We start from the raw sequence: 20,800 nt of genomic DNA, 5'->3' as shown, positions 1-20,800 counted from the left end.
ATTCCTCCTTACATTAATATGACCTCTGGGATGGTTGCCCAACCGGAGATCGTACGATCTAAGGTATTGAAAGAAATGACTTAAAAATTGTGATATGTAATGCGATAAAATTTGATTACTTTGAGTGGACTAAATCGTAGTAATTATCATAAATCGGATAAATCGCACATAAAATGTTGAATTCTAACTTATTTTCTCATTAAAAACATATAATATATTTGCGAATATATAATTCCTTATGTTAATCGCGCATGGCACATTAAATTTATTTGCTAATTAAGTTAACACAAAATGGTTGGGTTTTTCTATGACATACCCATTAAGATCACCGGGGCACTGTCTGAAAGAATATTCAAGACCTCATCATCCGTAAGGTCTATCCGATACCACTTCTTGTAAAATTCTTTGATCTCCTTTGTAAGATCATAGGTTACCTCTCCCGGGTATAGGACATTTGCAAGCCACATGGTTGCAAGAACCGATTCAGGAACAGGCATCTCCCATGTCATCAGGAATTTGGGCATCCTGAACACCTGCTTCTTCTGAACTGCAGGAAGTGCCTGCCAAGCTGGATCAGAGAGGATATCATTTACCGACTGGGCACAGTATGGAAGAAGGATAATTACATCAGGGTTCCATGAGTAGATCTGGTCCATGGTAACGATATTATCGCCACCCTTGACTCCTTGAGCGACATTGTCACCACCTGCAATTGCTGCAATCTTGGCTTCATAATAGTTGTCCCCGAGTGTCTGGGTTGCCTTTCGCTGTCCATAATAGACCTTCTTTACCTTATCTGTGGTAACTTTTGCTAGGTCGGTCTTAACCTGATTCATCTTCTCATTATAATACGAGAGAAATTCATCAGCCTGCTTCTCTTTTCCAAACATCTTCCCAAGGATCTCGTAGCTCTTGGTGAGGTTCTCCGGAGATTCAAAGTCAAGAATCACAAATGGGATACCAAGTTGTCTGGAGACCTCATTTGCATTGATATAATCAATAGAGGAGATGACAACCTGGGGATTAAGGCGTACTAGTTCTTCCTTGTTTACATCATCTTTGTGACCTGCTGAGGGGAGGGAAGCAAGATAAGGCGTGTATTGCTTTAGTTTTTCAGCGTCTGACGGACCATGCTGTGTTGCGATCAAACGGTCATCTGCACCAATGACATGGAGATACTGGGCAGAGAAGGGATCAAGATTTACAGCCGTTGTAATGTTTGCCGGAAGAATAACCTCATTACCGGTCAGATCAACTATTGTCTGCGTGTCTTCTGCCAAACATGGAACTATTCCAGAGATTAGGCCAATCAGGGCCAAGATACGAAATAATTTAAAATACGTGTTCAACACAATCACCTAGTTTTGCCTGATAATTCAATTACTTATTTGAATAATTAATATAATAAGTCTTTATTTTTAATTTTAAAAAATAGAATTTTATGAACTCAAAAAGAAACATTACAAAATTTGGAATATCCTAATTTTCTACTAAATCAGAATTTCTTGCTGGAATAAAATTTTAAAAGGCAAATGACGAAAGTCGCATGTAACAATAAAAAGAATACAACGTATCCTAATATATAATAAAAAAAGGGTTATATTAGTTCTTTTTATGACATCCCGGTCAGAATAACCGGGGCACTATCGGAAAGAATATTTAACACCTCGTCATCTGAAAGATCAATATTATACCACTTCTTGTAAAACTCTTTGATCTCCTTGGTAAGATCATAGTTTACCTCACCCGGATACAAGATATTTGCAAGCCACATAGTCGCAAGCACCGACTCCGGAACCGGCATCTCCCAGGTCATCAGGAATTTGGGCATCCTGAACACCTGCTTCTTCTGAACTGCAGGAAGTGCCTGCCATGCTGGATCAGATAGAACATCATCAACAGACTGGGCACAGTATGGGAGAAGAATAATTACATCAGGGTTCCACGAGTAGATCTGATCCATAGTAACGATGTTATCGCCACCCTTCACTCCTTCAGCAACATTGTCTCCACCTGCTATTGCAGCTACCTTTGCCTCATAGTAATTATCACCGAGAGTCTGGGTCGCCTTTCTCTGCCCGTAATAGACTTTCTTTGTCTTATCTGTGGTTACTTTTGCTAGGTCGGTCTTAACCTGGTTCATCTTCTCCTTATAGTATGAAAGGAACTCATCAGCCTGCTTCTCCTTTCCAAACATCTTCCCTAGGATCTCATAACTCTTGGTCAGGTTCTCCGGTGACTCATAATCTAGAATAACAAAAGGAATACCAAGTTGTTTGGAGACCTCATTCGCATTAACATAATCAATAGAGGAGATGACAACCTCGGGATTGATTTTTACAAGTTCTTCCTTGTTCAAATTATCTTTGTGCCCTATTGACGGGAGAGAAGCAAGATATGGAGTGTATTTCTTGAGCTTTTCAGCATCAGAAGGTCCTGCTTGGTTAGCAATGATCCGATCCTCAGCACCGATAACATGCAGATATTGGGCCGAAAACGGATCGAGAATAGCCGCTTTTGTAATATTTGCAGGAAGAGTAACCTGGTTTCCTTTAAAGTCAACAATCGTCTGCGTGTCTTCAGCAAGACAGGGCATAACTCCTGATATCAATCCAATCAGGGCAATAATACAGAGAAATTTTAAACGAATGTTCAAATCTATCACCAACTTTTGACTAAAGTTTGATCATATGTATTGCCACAATGGTGTAATAAGCATTTATTTTTAAGGTTGTTAAAAATGAATTTTTAAGTTTTCAAATCTGGGAGAATAATTTATAACCTGATTTAATTATTCGATAGAAACAATAAACAATGTTATCGATACATTATCAAAAGAGATAATAAAGATCTTTTATATACACTCTCATCAGAATTCCTTCGCCATCACTTCGAACCGGAGCACCTATGAATAACCCTCTCGAATCGCCGCTAGTAACCAACACACCCTCTGATCTACCTGCAAATATTCAGGAAGACATCTCACGCCTGATTCAGAAGATGCATTTCACCCTGCCTCTGACCATCCTTTTTTATATTCTTCCTTTTGCGATCATCTTCTGGTCGCTCTTTATCGGAAGATATGAAGTGGATCCCGGAAATGTCCTGCGTATCCTGATATCTCCTGTTGTCCCGATGGAACATACCTGGAGTAGTGCCGAGGAGACGATCGTCATGCAGGTCCGGCTCCCGAGGATCATCGCTGCCGTCATGGTCGGTGCAGCCCTCTCAATGGCTGGTGCAGCCTATCAGGGGCTCTTCAAAAATCCGCTTGTATCTCCTGATATCCTTGGTGTCTCCCACGGGGCCGGTTTTGGTGCAGCGGTTGCGATTCTGTTATCGTCTTCCACCTGGCTGATCCAGGTCTCCGCGTTTGCAGGAGGAACGGTGGCAGTCCTCTGTACGTATCTTCTGAGCAGGCTCTATAGATCCGGCCAGATTCTGGTCCTGGTACTCTCGGGAGTCATAGTTTCAGCCTTCTTCCAGGCACTCGTATCTATCACCAAGTACCTTGCTGACCCATATGAAAAACTCCCGACCATCGTCTTCTGGCTTATGGGCAGCCTCTCATCGGTCAGGTACTCTGATCTTCTGGCAATTGCTCCAGCCATGCTTTTAGGTGGAGGGGTCCTCCTCCTGATTCGGTGGAGGATTAACCTTCTCTCACTCGGATCTGACGAAGCACAGACCCTTGGAATCGATCTCAAGCGAATTACAAAAATTATTGTCCTCTGCGCAACTCTTCTCACCGCGTCAGCGGTTTGCATCAGTGGAATCATCGGCTGGGTCGGGCTTGTAGTTCCTCACCTCGGGAGGATGGTCACCGGACCTGACTACCGCAGACTCATGCCGATGACCATCGTTATCGGAGCTTCGTATCTCCTTCTGATGGATGACCTCTCACGCACCCTCATTAGCACAGAGATTCCACTCGGAATTCTTACAGCCCTGATGGGGGCTCCGTTCTTTGCGTACCTACTCTGGAGGAGGAAGACAGGATGGTCCTGACACTGACCGCCCATCATTTGAGATTTAGTTGGGACGGAAAGCGTGACATCTTTGATGATGTCTCCTTTACCCTGAACCCGGGTGAGATCTTCTGTATCCTTGGGCCCAATGGAACTGGAAAATCAACCCTTCTGCGATGCCTCATCAATCTACTTGACATCAATGAGGGCTCGGTCTGTATCAACGGGTGTGATATCAGAAAGATGGAGAGAACTGATCTCTCCCGAAAGGTGGCATTTGTTCCTCAGGGGTATGATGTTGCGTTTCCATACACGATCCTTGAGTATGTTCTGATGGGACGGGCACCCTACATCTCCGCGTTTGCATCACCGAGCGAAGAGGACATCAGGATCGCTGTGGATGCCATCCGGGAGGTCGGCGTTTACCATCTCATTGAAAAGCCGGTCAACGAAGTGAGCGGTGGTGAACATCAACTGGCACTTATTGCCCGTGCCCTTGCCCAGCAGCCAGAGATCCTCCTCCTTGATGAGCCAACGTCACATCTGGATTTTGGCAATCAGATGCAGATCCTCTCACTGGTGGAGACTCTCCGGGCCAGGGGGATTACTATCATCATGACCTCACATTTCCCAGACCACGCATTCATCGTGTCAGATCAGGTCGGAATCATGCGTGACGGCGCTTTCACAACGATCGGATCTGCTGATACAGTAATTACCAGCGATACTCTCAGGGCTACATATCACGTAGATGTCAGGGTTGAGTACATCGAGGTGGCAGGGAGAAAGGTCTGTATCCCGATCCGGTACCGGCCAGGTTGTCTTTGTCCGGTGGAGTCAGTGCTGGATCAACTCATGAACGGGTATGTAAACTCCAGTCACCGGTGTTGCAACTGTGGTATGGTGACCGAAGAAGAGAATATTCTGGTACAGTAATAGGTATCATTTTCGTTTTTTTCCCGCTGGATACCTGACACACCGACTCAGAACAAAAACAAAAAAGTCAGAATATCCAGGGTTACCCTGTCTTTTCTGATGAGAGACCGGATCCGGTGATGATATCATTCACTTCATCATCGCTGAGGTCATAGTGGTAGAATGTACTATAGAACTCTTTGATGAGACCGCCAAGATCCATATCACTAAACTGATCAGGGTAGAAAACTTTTGCAAGCCATGGAATACCAATGATCCTGTTTACACCCGGTGGCCTGTCTATCCATCCGAATGGCTGGTTTGGAATCAGATAGACCTTCTTATTCTTAACCGCATCGATATCCTTCCAGTTCGGGTCTGTCATAACCGATTTGTAGAACCTGCTGTCTCCTGCAATGATAAGTTCCGGATTCCAGGATGCAACCTGCTCGAACGAGACAGGAGTCATACCGCCACCACCCTTCTCATTGACTTCAGCCACGTTTTTGCCTCCACAGACGGTTATCAACTGGGCATGATCTGAAATCGCAGGATCAGTCTTCAGCCCGTCAGGGCCCTCGGCATAATAGACCTTAATCTTCTTCTCATCAGGTATATCAGCAACCTTTGAGGTTACGGTTTTGTATACCTTGTCATAGAACGCGTTCAGTTCTGCTGCCTTGTCCTGCTTGTTTAACAGTTCGCCAAGGAAGGTGATACTCGGTCCATATGCAGTCGCATTTGTTGAATCAATTGTTCCCACAACCGGGATGGGATTGAGTTTCTTCTGCATATCCTCAATAGTTCCGGTTACATCGATATCGGGCCCGGATCCAAGGAGGATTATGTCAGGTTTCATGGCGAGATATGTCTCATAATTGAGAGTATTTCCCATCTGCTGACCGCCGAGATTTGGAAGGCTTTTGTACTTCTCTGGAACATACTTTGAGTTGTTTAAATCAAAGTTGAGTCCGATCAGAACATCTGGATCGAGCATGTACACCGCCTCAGTTGACGGTGGGGATGTGGCCAGAACAGTATTAATCTCTGCCGGAACCGTGACACTTCTTCCGGTCATATCTGTGATCGTCTTGGTATCTGCAGCATACACCAGGCTGGAGCTGGTTGCTGCGATAACCAGGAGGAGCACAAAAAGTCCTCGAATTAATGATTTAGTCATATCAACTCCCCATCCGGCACTTCAATCGGTGATGAAATAGTGCCAGAATGCATGAAGAGTTAATTCTGATAGTAATATATGCATTTGCGTTAATTATTATTCAATTAAAAGGATAAACAGAATAAAATAGACAATCTTTTTTATTCAGATATGAAACCTTACATCTGAATCTGCAATCAATCGCTACCTACTCATTCATCATGAAATCCTCTGAAAACTTACAAACATTGGTAGACTGTTGGAACTCATCGGTATCAGGAACAGAACCGGTTACTGACGAGAGTCAGGCAGACCGGTGGAACCGGCGTGCATCAACCTTCGGCAACGACCATGATCCTAAAAAGAGAGCTAAAAAGACAGCAGACTTTTTTTGCCTTTTGAGTGAAGCAGGTTTTTCACCAGAAGGTTCGCGGGTTTTAGACATAGGCTGTGGTCCTGGATCACTCTCACTTCCCCTGGCAGAGGCAGGTGCAGATGTCACTGCCATCGATATATCATCCAGAATGCTCGAACGTCTTGCAGATACAGCAAAAGAGAGAGGCCTTTCTATCAGAACGCTTGTATGTTCATGGTGGTCTGCAGATATCGATCTTCTGAACCTGCGTAACTCGTTCGACCTGGTTATTGCCTCAATGACACCCGGAATAAAAGATGTTGAGACGTTTGACCGGATGGTGGCATGTTCACGGGGGTACTGTTACTACAGCAGTTACATGAAGAATGGCCCCAATAAAATACCTGCAGACCTCTATCACCGTGTCATGGGGGAGTTGCCACAGTCAAGGCCTTTTTCTTCAGGTTTTTTCTATCCATTCATGTATCTCTATGCACAGGGTATTCATCCTCTTGTCAGAATGTACCGCAAGCCGGTGCGGTACGAGGAGTCCTGGGAAGAAGCAGCCGAGCGGGCTTTAAAAGATATCCAGCATGGAAGAGTTCTCTCTCAGGAATCCAAAACTGAGATTATGGAGTATTATAAAAATTCATCAGTAAATGGAAGGTATTCTTCTGAAGATGAGATGTATAATGCCATGATGGTATGGCCTATCCACAAGGAGAAGATCTAAAATTCGATTCTGGTTCAGCAGGTCAGAATCTGCCTAAACAAGAAGATATATTGGAAGGTTTTTTCCCAGTTTCCTCTCCGGCGTCTTTTTAGTGCCAGGTCTATGCGTCTTTTACCCCCTACTCCGGATCATGTCAGAGATAAACACGGCATTCGTACGACAGATATATATATGTCGATGCAGATTATCACCTAGATAAGTTACCTGTTACATGAGAATCGCTGTGGTGGGGATGTACCTTTTGGTAGCATGAACTCTATTGGAACTAATCAGGGCGGGTAATTTTCATATGATTGATACTCTGCTGCTTGATCGGCAGGGTGAGAGAGGATACCATGACCGAAATATACCAGTCAGTGATCAGAACAGCAGACGTAGAGTCACTTCAGAAGATTATCGATTCAATACCATTGGCTACTCTTATTGTTGGGCCAAAGGGGACCTTTATTGATTGTAATAACGAGACACTCCGTATCTTTGATACATCTGACAGAAACGATATCATAGGAAAAACACCGGACATCATCTCTCCACCCAAACAACGAAACGGAAGTGACAGCGGCTCTGAGGCTGATCGTTTAATTAAAATGGCAATTGACACTGGTTCATCAACATTTTACTGGGATCATATCACCCTTAAAAAGAAGGTGTTTCCTGCCAGGGTTACTCTGAAACCAATTCGGTATGGTGAAGAGCAGTGTCTCCTGACTACTGTCACTGATATGTCAAAACAGATCAGGATTGAAGAGAACAAAGCACTGATAAACCAGAACCCCTACGCTCTTCTCAAACTCAACCCGGACCTGACCATTGCTGAAGTCAACCCTGCATTCATAAAAATATCAGGATATAAATGGGAGGACTGGATTGGTAGATCCCTTACCGACTTCAAGGTTATCAGACGTGATGGCCCTACGGTCACAGATGCAATAAAAACAAAGACCGTAGTATCGGGAACGATCGTTGTTGATTTTCCAAATGGTATCAAAAACATGGAATACTCCTATGTTCCGGTTTTTGATCCTGAAGGTAACCTTATCCTGATCTATGATATCTTTGCTGATCTTACAGATCTTGTACAGAAGATCAACGAGTCTGCCGCACTTGTTGCAGACAATCCTGCCTCCATCATCACCATGGATCCGTCTGGCAAAATCCTTGCAGTAAACCCATCGTTTTTAGATCTCTGTAGAATGCCTGAAAAGCAGCTGCTCTCCATGAAGGTGCAGGAATTCAATATCACCGGGCGTGAAGGACAATCTTTCACCGATGCCCTCGCATCAAAAAAGCCTGGAAAAGGAAGACTTGTCGTTGACTTTGGATGGGCAGTAAAAACGCTCGATTTCACGTATATTCCGATCATCGATGCAAATGGTAATGTTATTCGTATGGTTGCGATGTACATCGATATCTCTGACCAGGTGGCATACGTTGAAGAGATCCAGACATTTATCCAGGAGAATCCAAATGCAATCCTCATGTTGGATACTGATCTGAATATTACAGACAGCAACCCGGCTTTCACAAAGATACTTGGATACGGCTACGAGGAGAGCCTTCGGATGAAGTTAACCGATATAAAGGTTATAGAGCGGGTTGGTCCGACCATCAGGGAGGCAATTCAGACCAAACAGTCGGCACGGGGAACCCTGGTTGCAGACTGTCCAACAGGAATCCGGCATCTCGACTATGTTTACATTCCTATCACAGACAAGAAAGGTACTGTGATCCGGCTGATTGAGATCTTCTCTGATATGACCGCTATCAGATCGCTCATCTCATACCTTGAACAATCAGTCGAGCAGGTTCAACAGAATATCAGTTCACTGGCAGAAGGGGACACGACCTTCAGTATGAAGATACTAGATGCAGATGAACATTCTGTAGCAGCTCGGGAGCAGTTTGTAAAGATTGGAGAGGCAGTAGAGATAGCACGCCAGGCGATCACCCACCTAGTTTCGGATTCTGAAGCCATAGCAAAGGCGGCAATTGCCGGGAACATTACGTTCAGATCAGATCCATCTGTTCATGAAGGCGATTACCGCACGGTTATTGAGGGGATGAATCAAACCCTTGATTCCATTACAACTCCGGTTTATGAGTCGATGAAGATCGCACAGGCGTATTCAAACTATAACTTTGCTGTGCAGTTTGATCAGAAGATAGAGGTCAAAGGCGAATGGGTACTGTTCAGGGATGCCCTGAACAACATAAGTATCAAGGTATCAGAAGCGGTCTCTCTCATCAACAAGAATGTATCTGATCTCGCATCGCGTGCAGAACAGGCAAATGCTAGTGTTGAAGAGGTCATTGCCGGTGCACAGCAGATAGCAACCAATGCAGGTAAAGTCAGTCAGAACTCTGAACAGGGAGGAGATGGGATCTCACAGGTTCTTCGGGCGATGGAGGATCTCAACGAGACCGTCGGAGCCGTATCAAGAAAGGCTGATTCTGTGTCTGTTGCTTCAAACGAAGCGAATGAACTGGCTAAAGGTGGAATTAATCTTGCTCACAGATCTGAAAAAGCCATGGGTGATATCACCATCTCAGCCGAGGAGGTTGACTCGATCGTTTCAGGGATAAATGCAGAGATGGACGAGATCGGAAAGATCGTTCGGTTGATATCAGATATCGCCAGCCAGACCAATCTTCTTGCCCTTAATGCAGCTATTGAGGCTGCCCGGGCCGGGGATGCCGGAAGGGGTTTTGCGGTTGTTGCTGCTGAAGTCAAGTCTCTCGCTCTCGATTCACGAAAATCAGCAGAGACAATAGAAGACCTGATCACAAAACTCCAGGTCAAAGCGAAGCAGGCAACACAGGCGATGGAGAAGTCCACAACCTCTGTTATGGAAGGGAGCAATGCCCTTGCGGATACATTGACTGCCTTTAACAGGATTGCAGAGACCATCGGTCAGATCAACAACAATACAGTCGAGGTAGCCTCTGCATCAGAGGAGCAGGCTGCATCAGTTGAGGAAGTTACTGCAAGTATACAGGAGGTTGCGAACCTGATTCAGAACACCTCACAGGAGGCGGGGGATGCTGTAGCAGCAACCGAGGAGGCGAGTGCTTCACTCGATGAGATCGGGCGGATCATGACCGGAGTAGTTGGCATCGTCGAGAACGTCTCCGGTGAGATGGCCAAGTTCAAAATTGCCTGATATTCAAATCAGTGATGATATGAAATCTCTTTTTTACATTCAAGGGTAACCGGAGCAAGGTTATACCGTTTCAGGATCACATTTGCACCCATACAGTCCTCTTCAAGGTGGGCTATGATCCTTCTCCTGAAGAACGGATTTTCGGGATTATGAACATGGATTGTGATCACAGGATAAGAGATGCTAACCCCGGTGATGTTCTGATGTGCCTGCCAGTGCCTTCTGCTATGTTCATTGAGCCCGTCTTCTATCAATAGAAAAACCTCTTCAGGGCACCGGTCAGTGCCGAGATCTACCGCATCTGCAACACGGAAGACTGCAGCAATCAGAGGGGTGCGAACGGATGGTGTCTCTTCCCTGATACCTCCAAGATCGGTATGAGTGTCATGATACCTGATGATAGTCCCGAGAAGAGAGAGTTCAGGTGGACTGAGAAGGCTCTGAATTGTGGGATCCCTGCCAATCATCTCGATCGAGAGTTCGACATGCATACCCCGGTCATAGATAGAGAGGGGATGAATATACCCGAGATCGTGGAGCCATGCGGCAAGATAGAGAAGAAACCTCTCAGTATATGATATCTGCAGCCCGGAAGTTGTCAGTCTGTTGATATTACTGATGAGTGTGAGCGAGTGAACTGCACCGTGTGACTGGTAGACTGGGAGCCCTCGGGGGATGAACGGGAGAAGACGGGATGCATACTGCTCTACCTTTTCGATCCGGTCAAGCAGATCAGGATATCCGGCTAATGCCTGGTATCTTCTTCTCTCGTCAGGCTGGTTCATACCATCAGGATGTTCCTCTTGAGTAGGATCAGACCTTTCTGATCAGGATCTTCTTGGCTGATTTTCCAAAGAAATGATACCCTGATCCTCCCTGCATGATGGTTGTGAGAAGACTGTCGGGATCCGTTACGATATCACCGCCGATTGCAGTGACTCCCATCTCAAAGAGAATATCCGGGATCATACTCACAGTCGGTCCACCGATGATGACCGGCACTCCTTCTGGTATTCTCGAAAGGAGAACCTCGGTTGTCCCGGTCACCATCGTTGCACCGGTCATTACAACACATCCTGCATCTGCAAGAACTGAATCCTGCTGCTCCGGTAAAACAAAGAATGGCATTTCATCCTCGCGCAGTGCGCTTTGGTTCAGTTCAAAGATCCGGTATGATGCTCCCCGTTGCTTGAGGCGGTGAATCACAGGCCAGAGTGCTCCTACGACCACCACCGGTTTATTTGGATCGATCTCATCGACCAGATCAAATGCATCCTTGTTCTCCTCGATCTGATAGGTTCCTTCAGGGCAGATATCCAGATACCAGGCAGAGAGGGCGTTAACGATGCTGATCAGCACGGCTCTCACCAGTGGAGCAGGTGAGGATATATGGGTCAGGATCTTCTCAAGTGACACTCCCTGCAGGTTCCCGCAATAGGGCATTGCACTTGCAGCCGTTGTACAGCAGACCGCCTCGGGGATGAGATCAACTGGAGTGAAACAGATCCCTCCATACCCGTTGCTCAGTTTCACTCCTGTGAAGAATACGCCGACAACAACATTCTCAAGCGTGATTGTACTCAGGGGTTCAGGCAATCCCTCCCGAAGCAATGCAATGGTATCGTTCAGGATCTGATCTGGTTCTGGTAGTTTAGTCATGGTATCGCAGGTTCTTGAAAAGTCGCACATATTTGGAATTTAACTCTTGATGTAATTACATTGGCAAAATAATCTGCATATCTTATTTAACTATTCGGATTAAAGAATTACCATGATTGATATTACAACAATAGACTGGAATGAGGCCTGGAAAAAACCTGAAGAGGGGGAGAAAGGGAAGAAATTATTCATCAGTTGTGCAGACCGCTGGTCTGAAAAAGAGAGGTGTGAGCGCTTCAACCGTTCTGCAAAAGAGAACAACTGGCAGGCTTCCCGGGCACGAATTGAAGGGATGAATATTACCCCTGATGCACGGATACTTGATATCGGCTCAGGACCTGGAACCCTTACAATTCCCCTTGCAGGCCTCGTCAGGGAGGTTACTGCAGTTGAACCATCCGCGTTTATGCGTGAATGTCTCTCCTCAAATATTACACAAGCCGGTCTGAAGAATGTGATCGTGGTTCCAAAGAAGTGGGAGGATGTGGATATTACCACTGATTTGAATGCCCCCTATGATATCGTGGTTGCTTCTTACTCGCTCGGATTTCCCGATCTCCGGGAGGGACTCCAGATGATGGATCAGGTGTCTTGCTCTTACGTGTACATCTTCTGGTTTGCAGACATGCTCTCACCCTGGCAGAAGAATTACGGAGATATCTGGGAAGACCTGTATGGGATACCGTTCAAAAAATACCAGAAACCAAACATCATCTTTAACCTGCTCCACCAGATGGGCATCTATGCAAACGTGGAGATCACCAAGGAGGTGCACCAGCAGAAGTTTGCATCGATGGACGAGGCAGTCAGCGATCAGGGGGCTGGCCTCAATCTTGAGACTCCGGAACAGTACTCCGTGCTCAGGGAGTACCTTGAGAAGAGACTACAACAGCAGGACGGCCAGTATGTGATGAGCAGCATCTCTCCAAGGGCAAAGATCTGGTGGAAAAAAGATTAACGAGAATATGGATTCAGAGGACCGTGTAATACGATCCCTGTGCACAGTTTTTGCAGACCGCCTTCCCCTCGATTATGACCTCTTTGCTGTCCATTATCTCCTCACCACAGCGACTGCAGACATCCTTGTGGGTGGGGAATCCGGGCATGTCCTCCTTCGGGATAGTGATCTTTACATTATTGATCGTGAAGATCTCTTCCTCAGGAGCATTGCAGATCATATTTGCGACCTCTTTCATATCCTTGGGCTGGTTAGGATTTTTCGGAAGCGCAGCAACACGGACCGCCTTGCCTGTTGCCGTATTAATAAAGGTTGCTGCAAACTTCCCATAGTTCATGTGCTTGAGTGAACGGTGACCGAGGGATACTCCGGTGATTGCTTGTATGGCATCTGTTGCGCACCGGTCTATCTCGACATACACGATGAGATCATGGGTCTTGGTGAGGGGATCCAGTCCCAGTTCCCGCATACCGGCCATGGTCATTCTGGTTCCCATTACAATTCCCGGACATATCTCTCCATGGAACTCCTTTGCTTTCTGTAAGAGGGTATCAATAGTGCTCATAATTTCAGTACATCTATACTCTTTCTTTAAGTTAAACTCTTATTCCCGTATATTCAGATCTCTTCACGCTCTTTCACCGGAATTCCACCACGGGGATCGTTCTACTTACACCAGGGTGATGAACAGGCTACGCCTAAGTTAATATTAATTAATTTATTAATGCCAATAATCAAAGTGTTTTTATGATATCGCAGACAACACTTCTCTGCCGGAGTCGGAAGGGCTGAATCATTCCTAGATGAATTAGTACTTCCTGACAACTGGAGAACAGGGCATTCATATGATATGAAATTCCATCCTGGGTTGCAGAACGCCATCAGGATTACATCCTGATGAGTGGTAGCACCACTCTTTCCGGGCAGGAAAGAGCTCCTTCGGCGATTAGATGAGAATCATCCCTTCAGAGATTCTTAAGACAGAACATGCCATTCCGCCTGCCTGAACCAGATATCCACTGGCAGCATCCGGGAACAACCACACAAATCCCGCAAATCAGCTGGTTCACCTCAAAATCCCTCGGGGTGGACTGGTATTCATCGATTCGATCCAGGAACATGAGGGGGAGAAGGAGCCGGATGACAGTCGTTATCCAGCGGTTCATGACCGGACTTGTCTCATCACACCCGGCTCCTCTCCATTTGCGGGATTGCTGACGCGATTAGGTCCTGTCATTTAAAAAAAGTTATTGGATGGTTATATAGCCAGTTCTCGTAAGTGTTCCGCTCTTCTTTCCTTTTATGATCTTCAATGTTACAGTGTAACTGCCTTTGTTCTGATAGATATGCCGCGGATTTTTCATTGTTGAACTACTGCCATCGCCAAAGTTCCAGTTCCACGCGGTCTCACCTGCAGATGAGGTGTCAACAAACTGGACCGGGAGAGGTGAATGACCGGATCTTGGAGAAGCAGTGAATGAGGCTACAAGATCGCCGGTTGAATTTCCAGGATCCTGATTATCCCCACCTGATGATGACTTTACCGCATTTGCAGCGTTGAGTCTTCCGTTGCTTACCACCTTCCCGTTCAGTGAACTGATTGTTTCTGCACCGGATAGAATCTTTGCCTTAACTACGGTACAGGAGAGCGAAGAGTTGGAAGCATATACAAGTGCTGCAACCCCTGATACATAAGGCGTTGCCATCGAGGTTCCAGACAAGTATGCATACCGGTTATCTGAGTATGTGCTTCTTATCATAACCCCTGGCGCAGCGATATCCACAGATTTTGAACCATAATTAGAGAATGAGGCAAGATTGTCGTTGTAATCGGTTGCTGCAACAGCGATGATGTTTGAACTGTTGTATGATGCCGGGTAGAGTGGGGTTGTGTCAATATTTTCTGCATCGTTGCCTGCAGCACAGACCACTACCGCCGAAGATGCATCAATCGCCTCCTTCAGGGAGCGGGATGATCCGGTTCCTCCCCACGAGTTTGAGATGACCTTTGCACCCATCTTGTTTGCATACAGAATTGCAGAGATTGCATCAGAGGTGTACCCGCTCCCGGATGAGTCAAGAAACTTCAGGGGCATAATTTTGGCTTCCCAGTTCACACCGGTCACACCAACCCCGTTATTACCTACAGCGGTGATGATGCCGGCACAGTGAGTCCCATGTCCGTTGTCATCCATTGGATCATTGGTAGCGCTGCAGAAGTTCCATCCCCGAACATCGTCGATGTATCCGTTCCCGTCATCATCAATACCATTCCCCGCAATCTCCCCTGAATTGGTCCAGATATTTGCAGCCAGATCTTCATGGGTGTAATCAACCCCGGTGTCCACGACTGCCACAACAACCCCGGATCCAGTCGTAGTGTTCCAGGCAATCGGAGCATCAATATCTGCTCCTGCAGTTCCATAGAAGGGTGACTGACCGGTATTATGGAGTCCCCACTGAAGTGAATAACCCGGGTCAACAGGAGTAACGGATGATGATCCCGTTGTACTGCTCTCTGAACTTCTCACTGAATCTGCAGTCTCATTTGGAGAGAGTGATATGAGATGATCCTCCTCGGCGTACAGCACCCCTGAATCCTTTGAGTATTCAGCGATAGCCTCTTCAGTTGTCAGATTGCCAGGAGGCCTGATGATCTGCATCCCCGAAATTCCCATTGGTGAGAAGTCAGCAAGGACCGATCCACCGACCTTTCTGTTCATAGTATCCATGAACGAGGTAAGGTTCTCATCAGGCCCTTTTGCATCAGGTCTGTATTTAACGATGATCCTGTCCTCTGCATGCTGGGGTAAGACCTGTAGGTTCTTCCCTGACTCTGATCCCTGCTGTCTGTAGTTTACGGTTTCCGCTGATACAGACACAATTACATTGATGAGGAGCAGGATGATTATCCCACAATATATGCTGATATTGAACATGCGGTTCATAATGATCCAACCCGCGAACCCGTAATCTCATTGAGACGTATCGGGATTGCGAAACTTTCCAGTAACCCTGTCGAGGATCACTGATAAACGAGTATTAATAAAAAGTGGAACTTGCTGGTTGAGCAATCGGGACGATGTAGATGACTGGTTAATATGAGGAGTTATGAGAACTTCATTTCATAGCCTGTTGAACAGGAGTCCCGATTGCCGAATTTTGAAGCCCGGCAGATTCATTCCTCTTCCATTCACATAGTAAAGTATGCGGAAATTTGCCCTCCACGAAAAGGGAGGGATCATCCAGGAGATGGACGGAGAACGGTATACCGTCCGTATCCGGATCCCTGCTGGAATCATCTCACCTGAGCAGATGTCTGGAATATGCAGAATTGCTGATAAGTTCAAAGTTGGCATTCACCTGACAACAAGACAGACAGCAGAACTCATCCATGTAAGGCATGAGGATCTTGAGGCAGTTGTGGAGGCACTTGAACAGAACGGCACACCCCTCGGGGCCGAGAAGTCAGAGATCGTAAATGTTACGGCATGTCCGGGGACAGACCGCTGTAAGTATGCCCAGATGGACTCAATCTCTCTCGCCCTTGCCCTTGACAAGAAGCATTTTGGCAGGGACATGCCGGTGAAGGCTCGTATTGCGATATCAGCCTGCCCGAACTCGTGCATGAGTGAGAGACTGAATGAGATAGGGATAACCGGTGTGGTCAGACCTTACCGCATACCAGGCACCTGCACCGGTTGCGGAACCTGCACCCATTACTGCAGGGAAAATGCCATCGTCATCAGAAACGGGGTAATTCACCTTGATGAGAATAAATGTGTTCACTGTGGGATGTGCATCGCTTGTTGCCCGTTCCATATCATCAAGTCAGACCCACCCGCATACCATATCACGGTAGGAGGAAAACGTGGGCGCCATCCCAAGGTCGGCAAGCATTTTGTCACGGTAAAGAGCCCGGAGACTGTGGATCTCTGTATCGAGAAGATCGCCTACTGGATTTACCGCAAGGCCTGGGGTGACCTGCTCCTTCCTGATCAGCTCGATGACATCGGGTTTGACAAGTTCAGGGAAGATGTGATCTCATCTCTGCCTGAAGAAGAGATTGTTACCGGGTATTAATTACCTTGTAACCCTGCTTTTCTGAGTTAGGAGTTCTTTACTTCTGATGGAAATTCGTCCTCTCCCTCTTCAGAGAGATCCACTTTTCCTACAGTTGCAAGGTAGAGAACGAACCGTTCGGTCCCATCGAGATTGAGCATATCATTGAGGGTCTGATCCCTGAATGCCCCGATGGCACAACAGCCGCATCCGACCGGCTGGACTGAGAGGTACAGGTTCTGACAGATGTGTCCGGCATCAAGGAAGAGATTACGGTATCCCCGCTCCCCGTACTTCCATGTCATGCGATACACATCTGCTGCCCAGATGAAAACCACCGCAGCCTGATTCACACATGGCTGATCAAAGCAGGCAATGTTGATATCCTGCTTAAGATCGGGATATGCAGGTAGCATCTCAAGGGCATGCTCCAACGCAATATATCGATACAGCCCTGGCTTTAATCCCTCAACGCGGTTTATCGCAAGGTAGGTATCGATGGCATGGCAACATCCTGCAGAAGGCACGGTCCTGAAAGCACCACCAGGAAGCGCCCATTTCACCCCGGCACTGCACCAGAGCATGTACGACAGTTCGGGAAGCGTCAGCGGTTCATCGGTATACTCACGCCGACTCTCCCGGAGTTCTATCGCCTCAGAAAGATCCAGTTCCTGAACAGTCTCACGATCAGGGTCGGGGAGGAAGATGAGATCGCCGGCTGGTTCTTCTTCAATCTCAGGCTGCTCGACCCCATTCATCTCATCGGTTATAATCTGCTCATTCCCGTACCGGGTAGCCTCGATAAACTCAATCCCCTTCATGATCGTATCCTATGGCTGTTTGCCTGTGTCTCAGTGTATTCGTGCCCTGACCCAGATATCTCTTCTTCATTGGCACCGTCACGGCCAGGGGGCCCTTCCGGCAGTTCTACCTCATTTCTCCATTTCTCTGAGAAGAGGAAGGTTGTAAGCGGTGAAATCTCACCGATGACAGGTGCTGTGTCCCTGAAGAGGAGCAAGAGCCGTTCACCATCCCTGTGCCCGACAACCACAGATCGTACCGGATCTTTACACCCAGACTGAAGAAGCCGTGATACATCCGTATCCCTGCTAATCGATTCGTGTAAGAAGATACCATGGCAGGTCCCTTTGCAGAGGGCTACTGCAGCCCCGATAGCAGAGAGGGGGCGTATGATCAGATGAGAGTTGTGAGAGATGAAGTTCGCCTGCAGACGGTCAGTGAGCGTATCTGATACTCCGGCGATAAGGATGCCCTGCTCGTCATGATGAGTTCGGGTGTGTCTGACTGTAACAACAGCCCCTTCCCTGTACCCTTCTTTTACTGCCGGGATGTGAAACACAGCATTGGATCGGACTGCCTGCATCTGGCCGGCAGCACCCCGTGGCCTGGGAAATACATAATCCTCACCAAGAACTCTCACAACGGAGACCGGGATGAACTCGTCTATTCCCCCGTCACTTGGTATCGGCTCGGCGGTAATGGCTGATGACTCGGGGTACTGCTGAAGGTCAAACTCCCAAGAATCAAGGAGAGGAACTACGACCTCACGCCATGCAGTCAGTGACGCCATCGGCTGTCCCGGAAGGCCGATCACCGGCTTATCATTGACGGTACCACAGAGGATGGTCTTTCCCGGTCGCATTGCAATCCCGTGAAAGAGTATGCTGCCAAGTTCTTCGATGACCTCGCGAGTATGGTCGCGGTTTCCTCCGGATGAGCCGGCAGAGATGAGAACGAGATCACACACCTGTACCGCAGTGCTTATCGCATCTCTGATCTGGTCAGGATCATCGGGAGTGATCGGGTACCGTACCGGTGTAATTCCTGCCTGCATAAGAGAGGCAGCAATCACAGCCGTATTGCTCTCCCTGACCTGGCCTGGCTTTGGCTCCTCATTACCTGCAACCAGTTCATCACCGGTCGGGATGAGACCTACAGCGAGAGACCTGACCTCAACATCCCTGATCCCGTATGTGATGAGTGCACCAAGGTCAGTGGGTATGATACGGTGGCCAGGATGGAGAATGAGACGCCCCTTTCTGACCTCTTCACCCGGCTCCCTGATATTCTGACCCATGCGGGCCGGACGGCGAATCTGAAAATTATTCTCACCAGCGACCCCGATCTCTTCTGATGCGATGACTGCATCATACTCAGGTGGAACCACCTGGCCGGTGCTGATACTGAAAACATCTGTGAGCTTGACCGGGCTTTGATCCCTCGAATCAAGTGTTTCACTACTCTTTACGGCAATCCCATCCATCGATGAGAGTCTTGCAGAAGGGATTGTTGCGTTGGCATACACCGGTGAGGCAAGAACCCTTCCGATGGCCTCCTCTGCTTTGATTATCACGCGGCGCTCAGGCCGGGGGAAGGCTTCAATCAGGATTCTGATGGCTTCAGTCAGGGGTATCTTACTCAGATACCTCTTCACCAGAGCATCACCTCAACCTCGTCACCGGCCTCATATCCCTCATCACCAGCCGGAATCCTGATAATTCCATCACTCCATGCAAGCGTGTTCATAAGGCCGGACTTGCCAAGCACCGGGGTTGCACAATCGCCCTCTATCCTGACCCGCAGGTAATGTTCACGCCCCTGTTCTGACTGAACACTCGTGGCCATCCTGATCTTCTGCTTGTAGGTCTTCTGGCAGGGTGAACCCTTGAGTGCCTGCAGCAGATGAATAACCACGAGGGAGAGTACCATGAACGTGGAAGCCGGATGTCCGGGAAGCCCGATGACCGGAACATTCTGTATCTTGCCGATGATCGTTGGTTTTCCCGGTGCTATCGAGATCCCATGCACATAGACCTCTCCCAGTTCTCCAATGATCCTCGCAGTGATATCATTGCGGTCCTTGGAACTTCCTCCGCTCACAACCACAGCATCGCACTCGCGGGCAGCACGGGAGAGGGTCTCGCGGAGTTCATCAGGATTGTCCCTGATGATCCCATACCGGACCGGAACTGCTCCCTGCCTGCGAGAGAAGACGGTGATCAGATACGAGTTTACCTCTCTGACCTCTCCAGGACGGGGAACTGCTTCAGCGGGAACCAGTTCGGTACCGGTTGAGATGATCCCGATGACCGGTTTCTTTCGCACTGTTATCTGGGTCTTTCCTATCGATGCCAGGACCCCGATGTCCTGGGGACGGAGGATCCAGCCGACCGGGTATATGAGATCAGACGCTTTGAAGTCCTCATCACGTCTGATGATATTCTCGCCCACGAGTGCAGGCTTTTTAATTAGGATGGTATCTCCTATCCGCTCGGTGTACTCAACCATCACAACGGCATCGGCACCTGCCGGGATCTGACCTCCGGTCGGTATATACATGCAGGTTCCGGGGGTGACAGTCAGGTCTGAAGGTGTTCCCATCCTGACCGAACCAAGGCAGGAGAGGTTCTTTGGTGAAGACTCGGATGCTGACTGAATGTCACCTGTGATGACCGCATACCCGTCACGCCAGGATCTCTCAAACCCAGGAATATCAGTGAGAGCGATAACCGGTTCGCTCAGGGTCCGGCCATCCCCGTCATCGATGGGTATCGTCTCGGTCCCGGTCTGGTGCGAGATACTCCTGACGATCCGCACCGCTTCCTCGATCGGTACTACATCAAAATAATATCCAGATGAAGCATCCGGACCTGACTCTTCTGGTTTAGACATATGTTATCGGCGCTGTGCTCCTCTGGCAGCACCAGCGATCATACCAGTCCAGGCACAGGAATTGAAAGAGGTCTGGTTCAAATGACTATACCCGAGTTCAGAGTACATATGTATTTTTTTACCTGCGTGGATATAAC

17 protein-coding genes are annotated in these 20,800 nt (G+C 47.6%); 6 read left to right on the top strand and 11 right to left on the bottom strand.

Annotation, left to right across the window (positions count from 1 at the left end):
• Positions 1-305: 305 nt before the first annotated feature.
• Both ACHZA2_RS11335 and ACHZA2_RS11330 read right to left on the bottom strand, forming a co-directional pair.
• Positions 306-1,280 (bottom strand): ABC transporter substrate-binding protein, encoded by a 975-nt coding sequence (locus ACHZA2_RS11335; protein ID WP_319579799.1) that lies wholly within the window; start codon positions 1,278-1,280, stop codon positions 306-308.
• A gap of 332 nt (positions 1,281-1,612) precedes the next feature.
• Positions 1,613-2,596: an ABC transporter substrate-binding protein gene (locus ACHZA2_RS11330; protein WP_319579798.1), complete on the bottom strand. Its 984-nt coding sequence runs from the start codon at positions 2,594-2,596 to the stop codon at positions 1,613-1,615.
• A gap of 311 nt (positions 2,597-2,907) precedes the next feature.
• Here ACHZA2_RS11330 and ACHZA2_RS11325 point away from each other — a divergent pair, with 311 nt between their 5' ends.
• Positions 2,908-4,008, top strand: a complete 1,101-nt coding sequence (locus tag ACHZA2_RS11325) for an iron ABC transporter permease (protein ID WP_319579797.1) — start codon at positions 2,908-2,910, stop codon at positions 4,006-4,008.
• On the top strand, positions 3,999-4,904 hold the full coding sequence (locus ACHZA2_RS11320; RefSeq protein WP_319579796.1) for an ABC transporter ATP-binding protein: 906 nt from the start codon (positions 3,999-4,001) through the stop codon (positions 4,902-4,904). The genes ACHZA2_RS11325 and ACHZA2_RS11320 overlap by 10 nt, the downstream gene beginning before the upstream one ends.
• Before the next feature lie 82 nt (positions 4,905-4,986).
• Here the strand turns inward: ACHZA2_RS11320 and ACHZA2_RS11315 are convergent, their stop codons facing one another.
• Positions 4,987-6,063 carry an ABC transporter substrate-binding protein gene (locus ACHZA2_RS11315; RefSeq protein WP_319579795.1) on the bottom strand — a complete coding sequence of 359 codons (1,077 nt, stop codon included), beginning with the start codon at positions 6,061-6,063 and terminating at the stop codon, positions 4,987-4,989.
• 200 nt (positions 6,064-6,263) lie between these two features.
• On the opposite strand from ACHZA2_RS11315, the gene ACHZA2_RS11310 reads away from it, so the two are divergent.
• Both ACHZA2_RS11310 and ACHZA2_RS11305 read left to right on the top strand, forming a co-directional pair.
• Complete coding sequence (locus tag ACHZA2_RS11310) at positions 6,264-7,130, top strand: methyltransferase domain-containing protein (RefSeq protein WP_319579794.1); 867 nt, start codon at positions 6,264-6,266, stop codon at positions 7,128-7,130.
• 335 nt (positions 7,131-7,465) lie between these two features.
• A complete protein-coding gene (locus ACHZA2_RS11305) occupies positions 7,466-10,291 on the top strand; it encodes a methyl-accepting chemotaxis protein (RefSeq protein ID WP_319579793.1) in 2,826 nt (941 codons plus the stop codon).
• Between the two features lie 8 nt (positions 10,292-10,299).
• On the opposite strand, the gene ACHZA2_RS11300 is transcribed toward ACHZA2_RS11305, so the two are convergent.
• Entirely contained in the window at positions 10,300-11,076 is a 777-nt protein-coding gene (locus ACHZA2_RS11300; RefSeq protein WP_319579792.1) for an HD domain-containing protein, read from the bottom strand.
• Positions 11,077-11,104: 28 nt separating this feature from the next.
• Positions 11,105-11,950, bottom strand: a complete 846-nt coding sequence (locus ACHZA2_RS11295; RefSeq protein WP_319579791.1) for a DUF364 domain-containing protein — start codon at positions 11,948-11,950, stop codon at positions 11,105-11,107.
• A 112-nt stretch (positions 11,951-12,062) separates the two neighbouring features.
• Between ACHZA2_RS11295 and ACHZA2_RS11290 the strand changes: the two genes are divergently transcribed.
• A complete protein-coding gene (locus ACHZA2_RS11290) occupies positions 12,063-12,908 on the top strand; it encodes a class I SAM-dependent methyltransferase (RefSeq protein WP_319579790.1) in 846 nt (281 codons plus the stop codon).
• A 13-nt stretch (positions 12,909-12,921) separates the two neighbouring features.
• Here ACHZA2_RS11290 and ACHZA2_RS11285 read toward each other — a convergent pair whose 3' ends face one another.
• From ACHZA2_RS11285 to ACHZA2_RS11275, 3 genes are all read right to left on the bottom strand, one after another.
• Positions 12,922-13,473 (bottom strand): FmdE family protein, encoded by a 552-nt coding sequence (locus ACHZA2_RS11285; protein ID WP_319579789.1) that lies wholly within the window; start codon positions 13,471-13,473, stop codon positions 12,922-12,924.
• 400 nt (positions 13,474-13,873) lie between these two features.
• Positions 13,874-14,074 carry a hypothetical protein gene (locus ACHZA2_RS11280; protein ID WP_319579788.1) on the bottom strand — a complete coding sequence of 67 codons (201 nt, stop codon included), beginning with the start codon at positions 14,072-14,074 and terminating at the stop codon, positions 13,874-13,876.
• An 81-nt stretch (positions 14,075-14,155) separates the two neighbouring features.
• Positions 14,156-15,856, bottom strand: coding sequence for a S8 family serine peptidase (locus ACHZA2_RS11275; protein ID WP_319579787.1), 1,701 nt, complete (start codon positions 15,854-15,856; stop codon positions 14,156-14,158).
• Positions 15,857-16,115: 259 nt separating this feature from the next.
• Here ACHZA2_RS11275 and ACHZA2_RS11270 point away from each other — a divergent pair, with 259 nt between their 5' ends.
• Positions 16,116-16,991, top strand: coding sequence for a 4Fe-4S dicluster domain-containing protein (locus tag ACHZA2_RS11270; protein ID WP_319579786.1), 876 nt, complete (start codon positions 16,116-16,118; stop codon positions 16,989-16,991).
• 26 nt (positions 16,992-17,017) lie between these two features.
• On the opposite strand, the gene ACHZA2_RS11265 is transcribed toward ACHZA2_RS11270, so the two are convergent.
• Genes ACHZA2_RS11265 through glp form a run of 3 tightly spaced genes read right to left on the bottom strand, consistent with a single transcriptional unit; the run spans position 17,018 to position 20,663 of the window.
• Positions 17,018-17,791: a SagB/ThcOx family dehydrogenase gene (locus ACHZA2_RS11265; RefSeq protein WP_319579785.1), complete on the bottom strand. Its 774-nt coding sequence runs from the start codon at positions 17,789-17,791 to the stop codon at positions 17,018-17,020.
• Positions 17,788-19,425, bottom strand: coding sequence for a molybdopterin-binding protein (locus ACHZA2_RS11260; protein ID WP_319579784.1), 1,638 nt, complete (start codon positions 19,423-19,425; stop codon positions 17,788-17,790). Before ACHZA2_RS11260 ends, ACHZA2_RS11265 begins: the two co-directional genes overlap by 4 nt.
• Entirely contained in the window at positions 19,422-20,663 is a 1,242-nt protein-coding gene (gene glp / locus ACHZA2_RS11255; RefSeq protein WP_319579783.1) for a gephyrin-like molybdotransferase Glp, read from the bottom strand. Before glp ends, ACHZA2_RS11260 begins: the two co-directional genes overlap by 4 nt.
• Positions 20,664-20,800: the final 137 nt, after the last annotated feature.

The sequence above is a fragment of the uncultured Methanospirillum sp. genome (genome assembly GCF_963668415.2).
Classification (GTDB): domain Archaea; phylum Halobacteriota; class Methanomicrobia; order Methanomicrobiales; family Methanospirillaceae; genus Methanospirillum.
This window is presented reverse-complemented; position numbering and strand designations above follow the sequence as displayed.

Bases quoted from the DNA above. Each gene is read 5' to 3' on its own strand.
- ACHZA2_RS11330 (WP_319579798.1), bottom strand. From the start codon at position 2,596: ATGCCCTGTCTTGCTGAAGACACGCAGACGATTGTTGACTTTAAAGGA.
- ACHZA2_RS11325 (WP_319579797.1), top strand. From the start codon at position 2,908: ATGAATAACCCTCTCGAATCGCCGCTAGTAACCAACACACCCTCTGAT.
- ACHZA2_RS11320 (WP_319579796.1), top strand. From the start codon at position 3,999: ATGGTCCTGACACTGACCGCCCATCATTTGAGATTTAGTTGGGACGGA.
- ACHZA2_RS11315 (WP_319579795.1), bottom strand. From the start codon at position 6,063: ATGACTAAATCATTAATTCGAGGACTTTTTGTGCTCCTCCTGGTTATC.
- ACHZA2_RS11310 (WP_319579794.1), top strand. From the start codon at position 6,264: ATGAAATCCTCTGAAAACTTACAAACATTGGTAGACTGTTGGAACTCA.
- ACHZA2_RS11305 (WP_319579793.1), top strand. From the start codon at position 7,466: ATGACCGAAATATACCAGTCAGTGATCAGAACAGCAGACGTAGAGTCA.
- ACHZA2_RS11300 (WP_319579792.1), bottom strand. From the start codon at position 11,076: ATGAACCAGCCTGACGAGAGAAGAAGATACCAGGCATTAGCCGGATAT.
- ACHZA2_RS11295 (WP_319579791.1), bottom strand. From the start codon at position 11,950: ATGACTAAACTACCAGAACCAGATCAGATCCTGAACGATACCATTGCA.
- ACHZA2_RS11290 (WP_319579790.1), top strand. From the start codon at position 12,063: ATGATTGATATTACAACAATAGACTGGAATGAGGCCTGGAAAAAACCT.
- ACHZA2_RS11285 (WP_319579789.1), bottom strand. From the start codon at position 13,473: ATGAGCACTATTGATACCCTCTTACAGAAAGCAAAGGAGTTCCATGGA.
- ACHZA2_RS11280 (WP_319579788.1), bottom strand. From the start codon at position 14,074: ATGAACCGCTGGATAACGACTGTCATCCGGCTCCTTCTCCCCCTCATG.
- ACHZA2_RS11275 (WP_319579787.1), bottom strand. From the start codon at position 15,856: ATGAACCGCATGTTCAATATCAGCATATATTGTGGGATAATCATCCTG.
- ACHZA2_RS11270 (WP_319579786.1), top strand. From the start codon at position 16,116: ATGCGGAAATTTGCCCTCCACGAAAAGGGAGGGATCATCCAGGAGATG.
- ACHZA2_RS11265 (WP_319579785.1), bottom strand. From the start codon at position 17,791: ATGAAGGGGATTGAGTTTATCGAGGCTACCCGGTACGGGAATGAGCAG.
- glp (WP_319579783.1), bottom strand. From the start codon at position 20,663: ATGTCTAAACCAGAAGAGTCAGGTCCGGATGCTTCATCTGGATATTAT.